This window comes from Hymenobacter nivis, from assembly GCF_006439025.1.
GTDB lineage: Bacteria > Bacteroidota > Bacteroidia > Cytophagales > Hymenobacteraceae > Hymenobacter > Hymenobacter nivis_A.
In genome coordinates this window covers 233138-246796 of sequence record NZ_RCYZ01000002.1, presented here as the reverse complement: position 1 = coordinate 246796, position 13659 = coordinate 233138, and the positions used below count along the sequence as shown (strand labels likewise).

The following is a 13659-nucleotide window of genomic DNA, read 5'->3' as shown; positions in this document are numbered from 1 at the left end:
TGGGGCTTCGGCGCTCAATAACAACTAATTACTACCACCGGGCCGCCCTTCTGAGGCTACAAGTGCGTAAGGCCTACAGCAGTGCATGGTGAGCAGTTGGCCAAAAACCTGGTGGGCCCTTCTTGCTTTACTGCTAGCTGCTCATTGATACCTGCCAACTAATTAAGTGAAAAACCCCACCCTGCCCGGCCGCCTGGCCCTGCGCCAGCCCCCCGCCGGCCCGCCCCTGATGCGCCAGCGCTGGGGCGACCTACTATTCATGCACTGGCCGGTGCCGCCGGCGGTGCTCGCCCCTTTCCTGCCCCCGCGCCTGGCCCTCGACCTGCACGACGGCCACGCCTGGCTGGCCATCGTACCGTTTCGGATGTGGGACGTGCGCACCCGCTTCACCCCGCCCATCCCGGGGGCCAACCAGTTCCTGGAGCTGAACGTGCGCACCTACGTGCACCTCGACGGCGTGCCCGGCGTGTGGTTTTTGTCGCTCGACGCCGCCAACGCCCTGGCCGTGTGGGCGGCGCGCACGGTGTTTCACCTGCCCTACCTGCGCGCCCGCATGGCCCTGGCCCGCCCCGCCCCCGGCCAGGTGCGCTACACCGCCCGCCGCACCCACGGCGGGGCCCCGGCCGCGCACTTCGCCGCCACCTGGCGCGTGGGCGCGCCGCTGCCGGCCGCCGATACCGCGCCCGGCTCGCTGGCATTTTTCCTCACCGAGCGCTACTGCTTGTACGCGGCCTGGGGGAAGCGCCTCTACCGCGGCCGCATCCACCACGACGCCTGGCCGCTGCGCGAGGCCGAGCTGCTGGAATTCGACTCCAATTTGATTGAAGCGCACGGCTTGCCCACGCCCGCCGGGGCCCCGGTGCTGTACGCCGGGGGCCCCCTGGCCGTGGAGCTGTGGTGGCTGCAACGGGTGTAGCGCGGCCGTTTCCGCTTCCTTTGCGGCTCGCTCCTCCCCTTTTCGCTTTCCGCTCCGCTATGATCCTCGTTGTATTGGTTAACTACAACTCCGCGGCCCACACCCTTGCCTGCGTGGCCTCGCTGCGCGCCCACACCCGGCCCGGCACGGCCTACCAAGTCATTGTGGTCGACAACGCTTCCACGCCCGCCGACCGCGCTGCCTTGCAGCCACTGGCCGCTTGCCCCGAGGTAGAGCTGTGCTACTCGCCGGTTAACCTGGGCTTTGCCGGGGGCAACATGCTGGGGTTTCGCACCGCCACGGCCACCCGCCGGCCGACCCACGTGTTTTTGCTAAACAACGACACGCTGCTGCGCACCGACTGCCTGACGGAGCTGGCCGACTTGCTGACGGCGCGCCCCGAAATTGGCCTGGCCGCCCCCCAAATGTTTGACTCCGAGGGCCAGTGGGTGGAGAGCTACGGCTTCTTCCCCACGCTGGGCGACAAGCTGTTGGGCCGGGGCCTGTGCCGGGCCCTGGGGCTGGGCTACCACCCGCCGCGCCCCGTCCGTGCCGCCCGCCAGCCCTACCCCGCCGACATGGTGACCGGCGCCGCCATGTTTGCTGACGCAGAGCTGTTTGCCCGCATCGGCGGGCTCGACGAAAAGTATTTTCTGTACTGCGAGGAGGAGGACGTAGCCTGGCGCGTGTGGCAGGCCGGGCGCCAAGTGGTGGTGGTGCCCACGTCGGAATTCGTGCACCTGGGCGGGCGTAGCAGCCAACCCAGCTTTGGCCTGCTGCGCGAGTTTTACATTTCGCTCGCCTACTTTTTGCGCAAAAATTTCAACCCCATCCACGCCGAGGCCGTGCGCTGGCTGTTCGTGGTGAAGCTCGTCTTCCGGGCTCGGCGCGGCCGCCAGTACCTGCGCCTGGCCAAGTTCCTGGCCCAGGGCGCGCCCATGTCGGCCTCCATTCGCCCCACCGCGGCCGTTCCCGATTAGGGCCCCAGCGCCGCACCCACTGCTGGCCGCCTCACCGTTTCTTCCGCTCCTCGCTACCCCGCCCTTGCCCAACGATTTCCGCCTGCCCCCGCTGCCCGACTTGCCCATCGTGGAGGCGCTGCCCGCGCTGCGGACCGCCCTGGCCGCCCACACCCGCGTGGTGCTGGAGGCGCCGCCCGGCGCGGGCAAAACCACGGTGGTGCCGTTGGCGCTGCTGGCCGCCGAGTGGCGGGGGCCCCAGGATAAAATCCTGGTGCTGGAACCGCGCCAGCTGGCCGTGCGCGGGGCCGCCGCCCGCCTGGCCCAGCTGCTGGGCGAGCCCGTGGGCCGCACCATTGGCTACCGTGTGCGGCTCGATAGCAAGGTGAGTAAAGACACCCGCGTGGAAGTCATCACCGAAGGCATTCTCACCCGGATTCTGCAGGATGACCCGGCCCTGGAAGGCGTGGCCTGCGTGGTGTTCGACGAGTTTCACGAGCGCAGCCTGAATGCCGATTTGGGTTTAGCACTGGCCCTCGACGCGCAAGCCGTGCTGCGGCCCGAACTGCGGATTCTCATCATGAGCGCCACGCTGGAGGCGCAGCGGCTGGGGCAGTGGCTGCCCGCGCCGGTGGTGTCGTCGGCCGGTTTCCTGTTTCCGATTGACACGCACTACCTCGACCCGCGCCGGGCCGCTGCCCTGCCTAACCGGCCCGGCGAGCGGCTGGCCGCGCTGGTGCCGGCCCAGGTGCGCGCCGCACTGGACGCCCACGCCGAGGGCGACGTATTGGTGTTTCTGCCCGGCGTGGCCGACTTGCAGCGCAGCGCCCGGGCCCTGGATTCGCTGCCCGACGACATTGACCTGCACTTGCTGCACGGCGAACTGCCGTTGGAGGTGCAGGACGCCGCCCTGCGCCCGGCGCGGGCCGGCCGGCGCAAGGTCATCCTGGCCACCAGCATCGCCGAAACCAGCCTCACCATCGAGGGCGTGCGCATCGTCGTGGACGGCGGCTTTGCCCGAGTGCCGCGCTTCGTGCCACGCACCGGCTTCACCACCCTCGAAACCGTGCCCGTGGCCCGCGCCGCCGCCGACCAGCGCCGCGGCCGCGCCGGCCGCCTGGCCCCTGGCACCTGCTACCGCCTCTGGACCGAGGCTGAGCACCACCAGCTGCCCGCTCACCGGGCCCCCGAAATCCAGGCCGCCGACCTCAGCGCCCTGGCACTGGAGCTGGCCCTGTGGGGCACCGCCAACCCCGCCGATTTGCGCTGGCTCGACGCGCCGCCCGCCGCCGCCTACGCCCAAGCCCAAGACCTGCTGGTGCGCCTGGGGGCCCTGGCGGGGGAAATTAAAAGTGAAGAGTTAAAAGTTAAAACGGATAATGAAGGCAACGAGAACACGCCTTTTAACTCTTCACTTTCAACTTTTAACTCCGCTAATTCCCCCTTAAAGCCCACCGCCCACGGACGCCAGCTGGCCAAGCTGGGCCTGCCGCCGCGCCTAGGCCACCTCGTGGTGCGCGGCCAGGAGCTGGGCCAGGGCCCCGCCGCTACCGCCCTGGCTGCCCTATTAGCCGAGCGCGACCTGTTGCGCTGGGCCACCCCCAACGACCCGCGCCCCACCCCGCCCGACCTGCGCCTGCGCCTCGAAGCCCTGGCCAGCGGCCGGGCCCCACTGCCCGGCCTGGCACTGCACCAAGCCACCTTGCAGCGCGTGCGCGACGTGGCCCGCCACCTGCAAAGCCGCCAGGGCCCTAAAAATTCCGTTGCTAGTGCCTCTTTTGCCGACGCGCCCATCGGCCTGCTCACGGCCCTGGCCTACCCCGACCGCGTGGCCCAGCGCGAAACCGACGGCCGCCTGCGCCTGGCCACCGGCCAGCGCGTGGAGCTGCGCACCGAAGACGTGGACCCGCAGGCCGAGTTTTTTGCCGTGGCCCACCTGGCCGGCACGGCCGCCGCGCCCCGCGCTACCCTGGCCGCCCCCGTGAGCCGCGAGGAGCTGGAAACGGCTTTTGCGGAGCAGATTACGACCACCGATGAGGTGCGCTACGACCCCGCCACCCAGCGCGTGGCTAGCCGCCGGGTGCGCCGCCTGGGGGCCCTGCGCCTGGCCGATACCATCATCGGCCAGCCCGATGCGGCGCTGGTGGCCGGGGCCCTGGTGGCCTACTTGCAAGAAGCCGGCCTGGGCAAGCTGAACTGGACGCCCGGGGCCCGGCAAGTGCAGCAGCGGCTGGAGTTTCTGCGCCACCACTTTCCCGCGCCCGCTGCTAATGAAGGCGATGAACAAGCCATAACCACTGACAACCAACAGCTAACAGCGAGCTGGCCCGCCACCGACGAGGCCACGCTGCTGCGCGAACTGCCGCAGTGGCTGGGGCCCCACTTGGCCGGCCTCAAAAGCCTCGACCAGGTGCAGCGCCTCGACCTGACGGAGCCACTGCTGGCGCGCCTGCCCGGCGGCTGGGCCCAGCGCCAGGCCCTCGACCGCCTCGCGCCCGCCGCCCTCGAAGTGCCCAGCGGCTCGCACGTCACGCTCGACTACGCCGAGCCCGCCGCGCCGGTGCTGGCCGTGAAGCTGCAGGAATTGTTTGGCCTCACCGAAACGCCCACCGTGGCCGGCGGCCGGGTGCCGCTGCTGCTGCATTTGCTCTCGCCCGGCGGCCGCCCAGCCCAGGTCACGCGCGACTTGCGCAGCTTTTGGGAGAAGGGCTACTTCGACGTGCGCAAGGACCTGAAGGGCCGCTACCCGCGCCACCCCTGGCCCGACAAGCCCATGGAGCACATCCCGACCAGGCTAACCAAGAGGCGGTTGGATAACCTGTAGCGGGGGCTTACCGCATGTCGTCCTCGTTCACGAAGGCGCTGCTGGGGCCCCCGGTGCGGGGGGAGTAGTGGCGGTGCAGCCAGCGCGAGAGGCCCCCGAGGCCGGGCAGCAGCACGCGCTCGGTGATGTTGGCCTGGTCGAGCTTGTCGCGCACTTCCCACTTGAGGGCGGCCGGAATAATAATACGAAAGTACAATTCGGGGTGGCCGGCCAGCCACTCGTGTAGCACGCTCTGGCTGGCGCTCATCAGCGAAAACAGCGCGTACTGGTGCACAATGCGCGCATCGAGGCTGGGCGGCTCCAGAAACAGCACAAACGGCTCGGCTTGCAGGCTTTCGAGGTTGCGCAAGCTGTCGGTGACGGGGGCCAGCAGCTCGGAAGTGAAGACGTTGGAGCCTTCGTGGCGCAGGGCGTCGCGCAGCGAATCGGGCAGGTGCTCGGCGGCCTTCACGTAGTTCAGGGCCCAAATAATCCCATCCTGGTGGTAGGCCTGGAGGTCGTCGGTGGCGAAGTGCAGGGCCACGTAGGGCGAGTACGTCCAATCGAGCAAGCGGGTGGGCAGGCCGTGGTGCTGGGCCAGGGCCAGCCAGTCCCACACCGAGGCCGTGGCCGCCGGCACGGCCGCCGTGTCGCGGGCGTACTTGCGGAAGTTGCGCAGCAAGTGGTGCTCCAGCTCGAAGTAGTTGCCGCCCAGGCGCTGCAAGCTGGTGGTGAGCAAGTAGTTTTTGGAGCGCTGCCCGCGGTACACAAACGGCGAGCGGAACCGCCCGATGCGCCCGTCCCAGGTATCCTGAAACAGCAATTCCTGCAAATGGGCCCAGGAAGTGGCAACGTGGTCGGCGGCGGAGTAGGGCATGCCCGAAGGTACGGCCGGGGCCCCCAGCCGGCCGCCGGGGACCACAAAAAAGGGGCCCCGGCGCATTGCCAGAGCCCCTTTCTGCCAGAAACACGGACTTATTTTTCCGCTGGAAAGTCTGCGCCTTCGCCCACGCTGGCGTACTGCTCCACCTCGTCGCTCAGCTCCTTGATTTTGGCGCGGGCGCCCTTCACGGCGGCGGCGCCCAGGGGCAGGTGCAGGGGCGGGTTCTCCTGGTTCACCACGTCGTACATGGCCTGGGCGGCGCGCACCGGGTCGCCGGGCTGCTTGCCGCTGTAGCCCTGGATGTCGCCCATGTTTTTGCCGGCCGTGGCGTCGTAATCGGCGTTTTTGGGCTTCGTGAACGTAGCCGATTCGCCCGCCCACTTGGTGCGGAAGCCGCTGGGCTCGATGTTGGTAACGTGGATGCCCAGGGGCCCCACTTCCTTGGAAAGCGCCTCGCCGATGCCCTCAAGGGCAAACTTGGAGCCATTGTAAATGCCCACGCCCGGGAAGGCGCGCAGCCCACCGATGCTGGTGATGTTCAGAATGTGGCCGCTTTTGCGCTCGCGCAGGTGGGGCAGCACGGCCCGCAGCACCCGCAGGGCCCCGAACACGTTCACGTCGAACTGCCGCTGCACTTCGTCCTCGTCAATTTCTTCGATGGGGCCCAGCGAGCCGTAGCCGGCGTTGTTTACCACCACGTCGAGGTGGCCGAGGGCGTCGATGGCTTCCTGCACGGCGCCGGGCACGCGGGCGGCGTCGGTCACGTCGAGCACCACGCCGCGGCCATTGGCGCCGGCCTTTTGGGTGAACTCGTCGGCTTGGTTTTGGTGTCGGAACGTGGCGGCCACTTTGTCGCCGTTGGCGAGCAGTAGTTCGGCCAGGGCCTCGCCGAAGCCGGATGAGGCGCCGGTGATGAACCAGTTTTTAGGGGAATTGGGCATGAGTCGTTTTTGCAAGTGGTGTGAAATACCAGGTGCATAAGACGGCGCGGGGACCCTATTTGTTTTGCCGCGCCGCCGCCGGGGCCCCGGTGCAAGCAAAATTTATTATTTAATAATATTATTGGTTATCAGACATATACAAAGTAGTAACGCACCTTATTGCAACGCAAGCTGCCGCGTGGGGCTCTACCTTTCCCACTCCCCTTTCCGCCCCGCCCATGCGTTTTTGCCCCCCTTTGCTCATCGGCCTGCTGGCCGGGGCCCTGCCCTTGGCCAGTTTTGCCCAAACCGCGGCCCCTGCCCCGTTCAAGCCCCAGCTTTTTGTGGGGCTGGGCGTGGCCGCGGGCTCGCCCCAATCGCCGGTCGCCTCGTTCGACAACACCCTTTCGCCCCTCCTCACGGTGGGGGTGCAGCTGCAGCCCCGGCTGGCACTGCAAGCCAGTGCGCAGTACCACCAGCGCAAGGATTCCTACTTCCACCCGGGCCTTTTCTACTTCAACGGCGGGCTGCACCAGGGCATTAGTTACAGCAACAGCCAGCAGCGTACTATAGCAGTACCCGTGCTGGTGCGCTACGCCCTCACGCGCCGCCCCGAGCAGCGCCTTCAGGTTGACGCGCTGGGCGGCTTCACCCTGGCGCGGGATACCTATCAGAGCAACGCCACTACGGTCGATAGCCTCCAGAACACGGTTAATAACAGCAATTACGACTACGCCAACAACAATTTTTACCTGAATTTGGGCGCTGGCTTGCGCTACCGCTTGGGCAATCACCTGGCCCTAACGGGCGATTTATTGTTCAACCTCCTCTTAAATAGGAATACTTACAATTCCATTTCCTCCACTGGCGCGCTGGGCCTGCGCTACCGCTTCGGGCGCAGCTAGGGGGTGTTTACAATCAGAGCCACGTCAGAGCGGCAATCAAGCAGCAGGTGGCAAAGTAGTTGGCGGCGCGTTTGTCAAAGCGGGTTGCTACCGCCCGGAAGCGTTTTAAGCCGTTGATAGCCCGCTCAATATGGTTTCGCTCTTTATACATGTCGGTGTCATGGTTCAGCGGGATGAGGCGATTCTTTTTGCTAGGAATCACGGCCGTGGCCCCGGCTTGTTGGATTTGGGTGCGCACATACCCAGCGTCGTAGGCCCGGTCGGCCAGTACGGCTTGGCCCGGGCGCAGGTGCCTTGCAAGCAGGCCCGGCGCTTGCGGGCAGTCGCCGGCCTGACCGCCGGTCAGGGCCAGGGCACAAATTCGGCCGTAGGCATCGCAACTCAGGTGGAGCTTGGTGGTGAACCCGCCTCGGCTGCGGCCGAGCGCCTGCCCGACAGGACTATCTTTTTTTTCGCGCCGCCCGCCACCTGGTGCGCCCGTACGGCGGTGGAATCGACCATAAGCTGATGCAAGCCCGTCGCGTTCTGCACCTGGGCCAGTACCTGCGGCCACACGCCAGCTTGGCGCCAGCGCCGAAACCGGGCGTATACCGTGTGCCAGGGGCCGAACCGTTCTACAGGCAAATCGCGCCACGACACCCCACAGCGGGCCCGCCAGAGCACGGCTTCCACAAACAAACGCGTGTCTTTAGCCGTCGTACCTGGCGAACTTTCTTGGCCTGGCAGCAGCGGCGAAAGCCGCGTCCACTGCGCATCGGTCAACAGACTGCGGTCTTTATTCATGCTCAAAGGTCGACCCTAACTGTAAACACCCCCTAGGGCCCCGGGTTCTACCAGCACAGTTCCACCTTTCCTTCGTTTCCCATGCGGCTTTGCATCACCCTTTCATTCGGCCTGCTGGCCGGGGCCCTGCCGCTAGCAAGCCGGGCCCAAACCACCGAAACAGCGCCGTTGCCTCGCTATTACGCGGGCTTGGGCGTTTACCAATTCCCGGTCAGCGGCACCCTGGCCCCCGTGGTACCCACGTTCGGCTTGCAATTCCGGCCGCGGTGGGCGGTGCAGGCCAGCGTAGTCTTTCGCCCGCAGCGCTACGACTATGCGTACAATTATACATACTACGACGCCCCTAGTGGGGCCCAGGGGCAGTACCGCACCACCCTGTATTCTGGCACGGACCGCTCTCGGAGCCTGGCCATCCCCGTGCTGGTGCGCTACACCCTCACGCGGCGGCAAGAGCACCGCTTTCAAGCCGACTTGCTGGGCGGCGTTACGTGGCTACGCCAGTCCTATCGCTCAGAGGAGCACATTGTTGACCCTGCGCAGGGCACAGACGTGTATACCGAACAAGACGGCGCGTATCACACCCTCTACCTCACGCTGGGCCCCAGCCTGCGCTACCGCATCTGGAAAGGGCTGGAAGCCACCGGCGAGCTCACTTACCAGCTAGCAATGGTGGACCCCAACGGCTGGAACGGACGCCGCGTCGACGGGAATGTATCGGCGGGCCTGCGCTACCGCTTTGGCGATTAACTAATCTTTAACATTAGGGCCCCAGCGCCTCGCCCCGCCCGGTGGGGCGTTTCTTTTTCCGGCGCGTTCCAACTTCCCGCTGTAACTTTGCCCTGCAATAGGTTTTCCCTCAAAATCCTTTTGCATATGGCTGATCCCGCCGCCCTCGCTAACAAGATTGCCTTCGAGGCCCTCACCTACGACGACGTACTGCTGCTGCCAGCGTACTCCGAGGTACTGCCCCGCGACTGCGACCCCGGCACCCAGCTCACCGCCCGCATCCGCCTGCAAATTCCGCTGGTTTCGGCCGCAATGGACACCGTGACGGAAGCCGACATGGCCATTGCCATTGCCCAGGAAGGCGGCCTCGGCATCATCCACAAAAACATGAGCATCGGCAAGCAGGCCGAGCAGGTGCGGCGCGTCAAGCGCAGCGAGTCGGCCCTGATCCAGGACCCGTTCACGCTGCTGCCCACCGCCACCCTCGCCGACGCCCGCCACTTGATGCGCCACAACAACATCGGCGGCATTCCGGTGATTGACGGCGAGCGCCGCCTCCAGGGCATTCTCACCAGCCGCGACCTGCGCTTCGAGCGCGACCTGACCCTGCCCGTGACCACCGTGATGGTGCCCCTGAGCCGCCTCGTGACGGCCCCCGCCGGTATCGACCAGGCGGCGGCGGAGGAATTGCTCCAGGACAGCAAAGTAGATAAGCTGCCCCTCGTGGACAAGGACGGCCGCCTCGCCGGCCTGATGACTTACAAGGACATTCGCAAGCGCCGCCGCTCGCCCCAGGCCAGCAAAGACGGCCAAGGCCGCCTGCGCGTGGGAGCCGCCGTGGGCGTGACCGCCGACCTGCTCCAGCGCGTGGCCGCCCTCGTGGAAGCTGGCGTGGACCTGGTGAGCCTCGACACGGCCCACGGCCACTCCAAGGGCGTGCTCGACGCCGTGCGGGACATCAAGGCTGCTTACCCCGACCTCGACGTGATGGCCGGCAACGTGGCCACCGCCGCTGGGGCCCGTGCCCTGGCCGACGCCGGCGCCGACTGCGTGAAGGTGGGCGTGGGCCCCGGCTCCATCTGCACCACGCGCATCATCGCCGGCATCGGCGTGCCGCAGCTCTCGGCGGTGCTGGAAGCGGCCCGCGGGCTGGAGGGCACCGGCATCCCCCTGGTGGCCGACGGCGGCATCAAATTTTCGGGCGACATCGTGAAGGCCCTGGCCGGGGGCGCTGCCGCCGTAATGGTGGGCTCGCTGCTGGCCGGCACCGAGGAATCGCCCGGGCAGCTCATCATCTACGAAGGCCGCAAGTACAAAAACTACCGCGGCATGGGCTCGGTAGAAGCCATGGAGGACGGCAGCAAGGACCGCTACTTCCAGAGCGCCGAGGACGACGTGAAGAAGCTGGTGCCCGAAGGCATCGTGGGCCGCGTGCCCTTCAAAGGCGCGGTAAGCGAGATTATCTACCAGCTGGCCGGCGGCCTGCGCGCCGGCATGGGCTACGTGGGGGCCCCCGACCTGCCCGCCCTGCAAGCCGCCCAGTTCGTGCGCATTACCGGGGCCGGCCTGCGCGAGAGCCACCCGCACGACGTGCAGATTACCCGCGAGGCCCCCAACTACAGCAGCCGCTAGGGCCCCCCCGCCGCCCGGGCGGGCCCCGCGGCGGAATAGGATTCCGCCATTGTAAGTACCTTGCCCGGCGGTTGGGGGCGGAAAGGCCCGCGTGCGGGCGGGCCTGCCCTTCTTTTTCCTGATTCATCTAGTGCGCCAACGCTTATCTCTTTATTCGCTTGTACTGGCCGGCATTAGCTGGGGGCTGCTGCTGCTCGGGGCCCTGGCCCGCGTGCAGGCGCTGCCCATGCTGGCCGGCTGGCCCCGCTGGGGCGTCATTGCGGCGCAGGCGTGCTTCGTCTTCTTCATTTTCCTTAACCAGCGCGCCCAGCCCGACCCACTGCAGGGCTACCACTTCTTGGGCCTGCTGCGGCGGCTGGTGCACGGCCCCGGGCTGCTGGCGGCGCTGGCCCTGGGCCTGGGGCTCATCGAGCGCTCGGTGTCGGCGGGGGCCCCGGTGGGCGGGTCCGCCCTGCTGGCGGTGGTCTACACCGTCAACCTGGGGCTGTTCGTGGCCTTCCTGGCCCGCACCAACTATGCTTGGCGGTCGCTGATTCTGTTTAAGTCGACGCCCCGCCTGCAGCGCGAGTGGCTGTGGTTCGAAATCCTGCTGAGCGGCACCCTCATGCTCCAGCTACTGACCTGGCACCCGCCCGTCATCGTGAGCACGGCGGCGTTCACGGCCTTGGGCTTGTTTGGGGCCTACCTGGGCACCAACCAGAAGTGGGTGGCCTACCTCACCAAGGCGCAGAAGTGGCAGGCCGTCATCTACGAGGTGCTGCTGCTGCTGGGGCTGCTGGTGTTCGTGCAGTACTTCCGCGTCACGCAGTTCGACCCGCTGCTGCTGGCCCCCGAGCCGCAGGGCGCGTTCCTGGTGCTGACGGCTTTTTTCGCTGCGTTTTACTCGGCCATGGGCCTGCTGGTCACGTTCTTCAACCTCCCCACGGCCCAGGTGCAGGAGCAGCGCCGCACCGAAATCCTAAACATCCAGCGCCTCACCCAAATCATTCAGCGGGGGCAGTCGCAGGCCGAAATTTATAAAACTCTGCTCGCCACCACCGTGGAAACCGTGCAGGCCGATGCCGCCTGGCTCGATGTGCCCACCGAGGTGCTGGCCGGCGACGCGGCCACGATGGAGTGCTACTTCAACGTGACCCAGCACGAGGCCGCCCGCTTGCGCGAGCTGCTGGCCGGGGCCCGCCTGGGAGCCGAAAACTTCGTTGATAACAACTTGACCGCCAAGCCCGAGCTGGCCGAGCTGGCTACCCGCTACCGGTCGCTGGCCCTGCTGCCGCTGCGCAGCTTGCAGCACCACTACGGCACGCTCTACGTCCTCAAGCACATCCCCTACGGCTTCGACCCCGAGGACGTGAGCGTGCTGCGCAGCTTCGCCGACCAAACCGTGCTCAGCCTCGAAAACCTGACGCTGGCCAACTTAGCCCTGCTCAACCAGCGCACCCAGGAGGAGTTGAAAATTGCCTCGGAGGTGCAGGACAGCCTCATTCCGAAGAAGCTGCCCACCGACGACTGGTTTGAAATCAGTACCCACTCGCTGGCGGCCAAGGAGGTGGGCGGTGATTTCTACGATTTCCTGTTGCTGCCGGGCCGGCGGCTGGCCGTGCTTATCGGCGACGTGAGCGGCAAGGGCATCACGGCAGCGTTCCACATGGCCCAGATGAAGGGCATATTTCACGCCCTGATGCAAGGCAACCCGCTGGCCAAGAATGAGCGTGACCGGTTTCCGGTACCCAGCCGCTTCATGATGCAAGCCAACACTGCCCTGGCACACTGCCTGGAGCGCTCCTCGTTCATCACCTCCTCGCTCTACATCATTGATTACGAGCAGGGTGGCTTTGTGTTTGCCCGCGCCGGGCACTGCCACACGCTCTACTACCACGCCCTGCGCGAGGAGGTGTTTTACTTCCAGTCCACGGGCCTGGGGCTGGGCATCATCCGCAACGAAGGCTACGAGAAGCACATCAACAACCAGTTTTACGACTACGGGCCCGGCGACGTGATGGTGATTTACACCGACGGCATTGTGGAGGCCCGCGGGGCCGGCCAGGAAGAATACGGCGAAGACCGCCTCAAGCAGCGCCTCGAGGAATGCTACTACCAGGAGTCCGACGCCATCAAGCAGTTTATTATGAACGACTTAAATAGCTTCACCATTGGCCAGCCCATCCACGACGACCAGACGCTGCTGGTCATTAAATTCAAGGCCGTCCAACCCGAACCCACGGCCTGACGTATCGGCCTCACCATGAAAGTAACCGCTCAACCCTCCGCCGACTCCCTGCTCCTCCTCCTCGATGGCGAACTGGACGCCAGCTCGGCCGTGCTACTCGACACCGAATTTAACAAGCCCGACCTGCTCGGCTACCGCAAGGTGCTGGTGGACTGCGCCAAGCTCAGCTACATATCGTCGGCAGGCCTGGGCGTCTTCATTTCGCACTTGCAGCGCCTACAGGACAATAACGTGAAACTGGTCTTTTTTAACATGCAGGAGAAAGTGTTCAACGTATTCGAAATCCTGGGCCTCGACTCGCTCATGACCATCGTACCCACCCAGGCCGAGGCCGCAGCGGCGTAAGGCCGCTTTGGTTTGGGGCCCCTAGCAGGGGCCCCAAACCAAAGCGGTACCGAATAACGTTAGTACTACCTTATCGATAGTAAATAGAAGATTTCTAATGAAGGACGTGCTCCGCATTGAATGCTCGCGCCGCAACCTGCAACAGGTGCGCGACTTCGTGCGGGGTTTTCTCAGCCAACGCGCCGTGCCCGAGCTGCTCATCAACCAGGTGGTGCTGGCCGTGGACGAGGTGGTGGCCAACTTCATCATCCACGCCAACGGCGAGGACGAGCGCCAATTCATCGACTTGGAGCTGACCGTGGTTGGCCGCGCGCTGAGCATCGAGATTGCCGATTCGGGCGACACCATTTTCCAGCCCCGGCCCCACGTGGCCCCCGACCTGCCCGAGTACATCCGGCAGGGGCGCAAAGGCGGCATGGGCATGGCCCTGGTGAACCGGCTGATGGACCGGGTGGAGTTTTTCACCCGCAACCACCACACCGTCTGCCACCTCAGCAAGGAGTTGGCCTAAGAGCCCCAGGGTCCGGCGTGGTTCCCTCATCGGTTGGAAATTAGCTAAT

At 66.0% G+C, this 13659-nt stretch carries 11 protein-coding genes and 1 pseudogene; 9 read left to right on the top strand and 3 right to left on the bottom strand.

Annotation, left to right across the window (positions count from 1 at the left end):
* Positions 1 to 166 precede the first annotated feature (166 nt).
* From EAH73_RS05540 to hrpB, 3 genes are all read left to right on the top strand, one after another.
* Positions 167 to 916: a YqjF family protein gene (locus EAH73_RS05540; protein WP_140465499.1), complete on the top strand. Its 750-nt coding sequence runs from the start codon at positions 167 to 169 to the stop codon at positions 914 to 916.
* Between the two features lie 59 nt (positions 917 to 975).
* A complete protein-coding gene (locus tag EAH73_RS05535) occupies positions 976 to 1896 on the top strand; it encodes a glycosyltransferase family 2 protein (RefSeq protein WP_140465498.1) in 921 nt (306 codons plus the stop codon).
* A 64-nt stretch (positions 1897 to 1960) separates the two neighbouring features.
* Positions 1961 to 4699 carry an ATP-dependent helicase HrpB gene (gene hrpB / locus EAH73_RS05530; RefSeq protein WP_240047153.1) on the top strand — a complete coding sequence of 913 codons (2739 nt, stop codon included), beginning with the start codon at positions 1961 to 1963 and terminating at the stop codon, positions 4697 to 4699.
* A gap of 7 nt (positions 4700 to 4706) precedes the next feature.
* On the opposite strand, the gene EAH73_RS05525 is transcribed toward hrpB, so the two are convergent.
* Together EAH73_RS05525 and EAH73_RS05520 are read right to left on the bottom strand one after the other, a co-directional pair.
* The gene (locus EAH73_RS05525; protein ID WP_140465497.1) at positions 4707 to 5555 is read right to left on the bottom strand and encodes an FRG domain-containing protein; all 849 of its coding nucleotides are present in this window, start codon (positions 5553 to 5555) and stop codon (positions 4707 to 4709) included.
* 98 nt (positions 5556 to 5653) lie between these two features.
* Positions 5654 to 6502 carry an oxidoreductase gene (locus EAH73_RS05520; protein ID WP_140465496.1) on the bottom strand — a complete coding sequence of 283 codons (849 nt, stop codon included), beginning with the start codon at positions 6500 to 6502 and terminating at the stop codon, positions 5654 to 5656.
* Positions 6503 to 6720: 218 nt separating this feature from the next.
* On the opposite strand from EAH73_RS05520, the gene EAH73_RS05515 reads away from it, so the two are divergent.
* On the top strand, positions 6721 to 7386 hold the full coding sequence (locus tag EAH73_RS05515) for an outer membrane beta-barrel protein (RefSeq protein ID WP_140465495.1): 666 nt from the start codon (positions 6721 to 6723) through the stop codon (positions 7384 to 7386).
* Between the two features lie 13 nt (positions 7387 to 7399).
* Here EAH73_RS05515 and EAH73_RS05510 read toward each other — a convergent pair.
* A pseudogene (locus EAH73_RS05510) lies at positions 7400 to 8169 on the bottom strand (IS5 family transposase).
* 81 nt (positions 8170 to 8250) lie between these two features.
* Here EAH73_RS05510 and EAH73_RS05505 point away from each other — a divergent pair.
* The 5 genes from EAH73_RS05505 (at position 8251) to EAH73_RS05485 (ending at position 13610) form a co-directional block, all read left to right on the top strand.
* Positions 8251 to 8916: a hypothetical protein gene (locus tag EAH73_RS05505; RefSeq protein WP_140465494.1), complete on the top strand. Its 666-nt coding sequence runs from the start codon at positions 8251 to 8253 to the stop codon at positions 8914 to 8916.
* Between the two features lie 126 nt (positions 8917 to 9042).
* Positions 9043 to 10527: an IMP dehydrogenase gene (gene guaB / locus EAH73_RS05500; protein WP_140465493.1), complete on the top strand. Its 1485-nt coding sequence runs from the start codon at positions 9043 to 9045 to the stop codon at positions 10525 to 10527.
* 130 nt (positions 10528 to 10657) lie between these two features.
* On the top strand, positions 10658 to 12754 hold the full coding sequence (locus tag EAH73_RS05495) for a PP2C family protein-serine/threonine phosphatase (protein ID WP_140465492.1): 2097 nt from the start codon (positions 10658 to 10660) through the stop codon (positions 12752 to 12754).
* 15 nt (positions 12755 to 12769) lie between these two features.
* Entirely contained in the window at positions 12770 to 13099 is a 330-nt protein-coding gene (locus EAH73_RS05490) for an STAS domain-containing protein (RefSeq protein ID WP_140465491.1), read from the top strand.
* A gap of 97 nt (positions 13100 to 13196) precedes the next feature.
* Positions 13197 to 13610, top strand: a complete 414-nt coding sequence (locus tag EAH73_RS05485) for an ATP-binding protein (protein ID WP_140465490.1) — start codon at positions 13197 to 13199, stop codon at positions 13608 to 13610.
* The last annotated feature ends 49 nt before the right edge of the window (positions 13611 to 13659 follow it).

What these genes read in the sequence shown, in the direction of transcription:
- EAH73_RS05490 (WP_140465491.1), top strand. Translation starts at nt 12,770, where the DNA reads ATGAAAGTAACCGCTCAACCCTCCGCCGACTCCCTGCTCCTCCTCCTC.
- EAH73_RS05505 (WP_140465494.1), top strand. Translation starts at nt 8,251, where the DNA reads ATGCGGCTTTGCATCACCCTTTCATTCGGCCTGCTGGCCGGGGCCCTG.
- EAH73_RS05525 (WP_140465497.1), bottom strand. Translation starts at nt 5,555, where the DNA reads ATGCCCTACTCCGCCGCCGACCACGTTGCCACTTCCTGGGCCCATTTG.
- guaB (WP_140465493.1), top strand. Translation starts at nt 9,043, where the DNA reads ATGGCTGATCCCGCCGCCCTCGCTAACAAGATTGCCTTCGAGGCCCTC.
- EAH73_RS05520 (WP_140465496.1), bottom strand. Translation starts at nt 6,502, where the DNA reads ATGCCCAATTCCCCTAAAAACTGGTTCATCACCGGCGCCTCATCCGGC.
- EAH73_RS05515 (WP_140465495.1), top strand. Translation starts at nt 6,721, where the DNA reads ATGCGTTTTTGCCCCCCTTTGCTCATCGGCCTGCTGGCCGGGGCCCTG.
- EAH73_RS05535 (WP_140465498.1), top strand. Translation starts at nt 976, where the DNA reads ATGATCCTCGTTGTATTGGTTAACTACAACTCCGCGGCCCACACCCTT.
- EAH73_RS05485 (WP_140465490.1), top strand. Translation starts at nt 13,197, where the DNA reads ATGAAGGACGTGCTCCGCATTGAATGCTCGCGCCGCAACCTGCAACAG.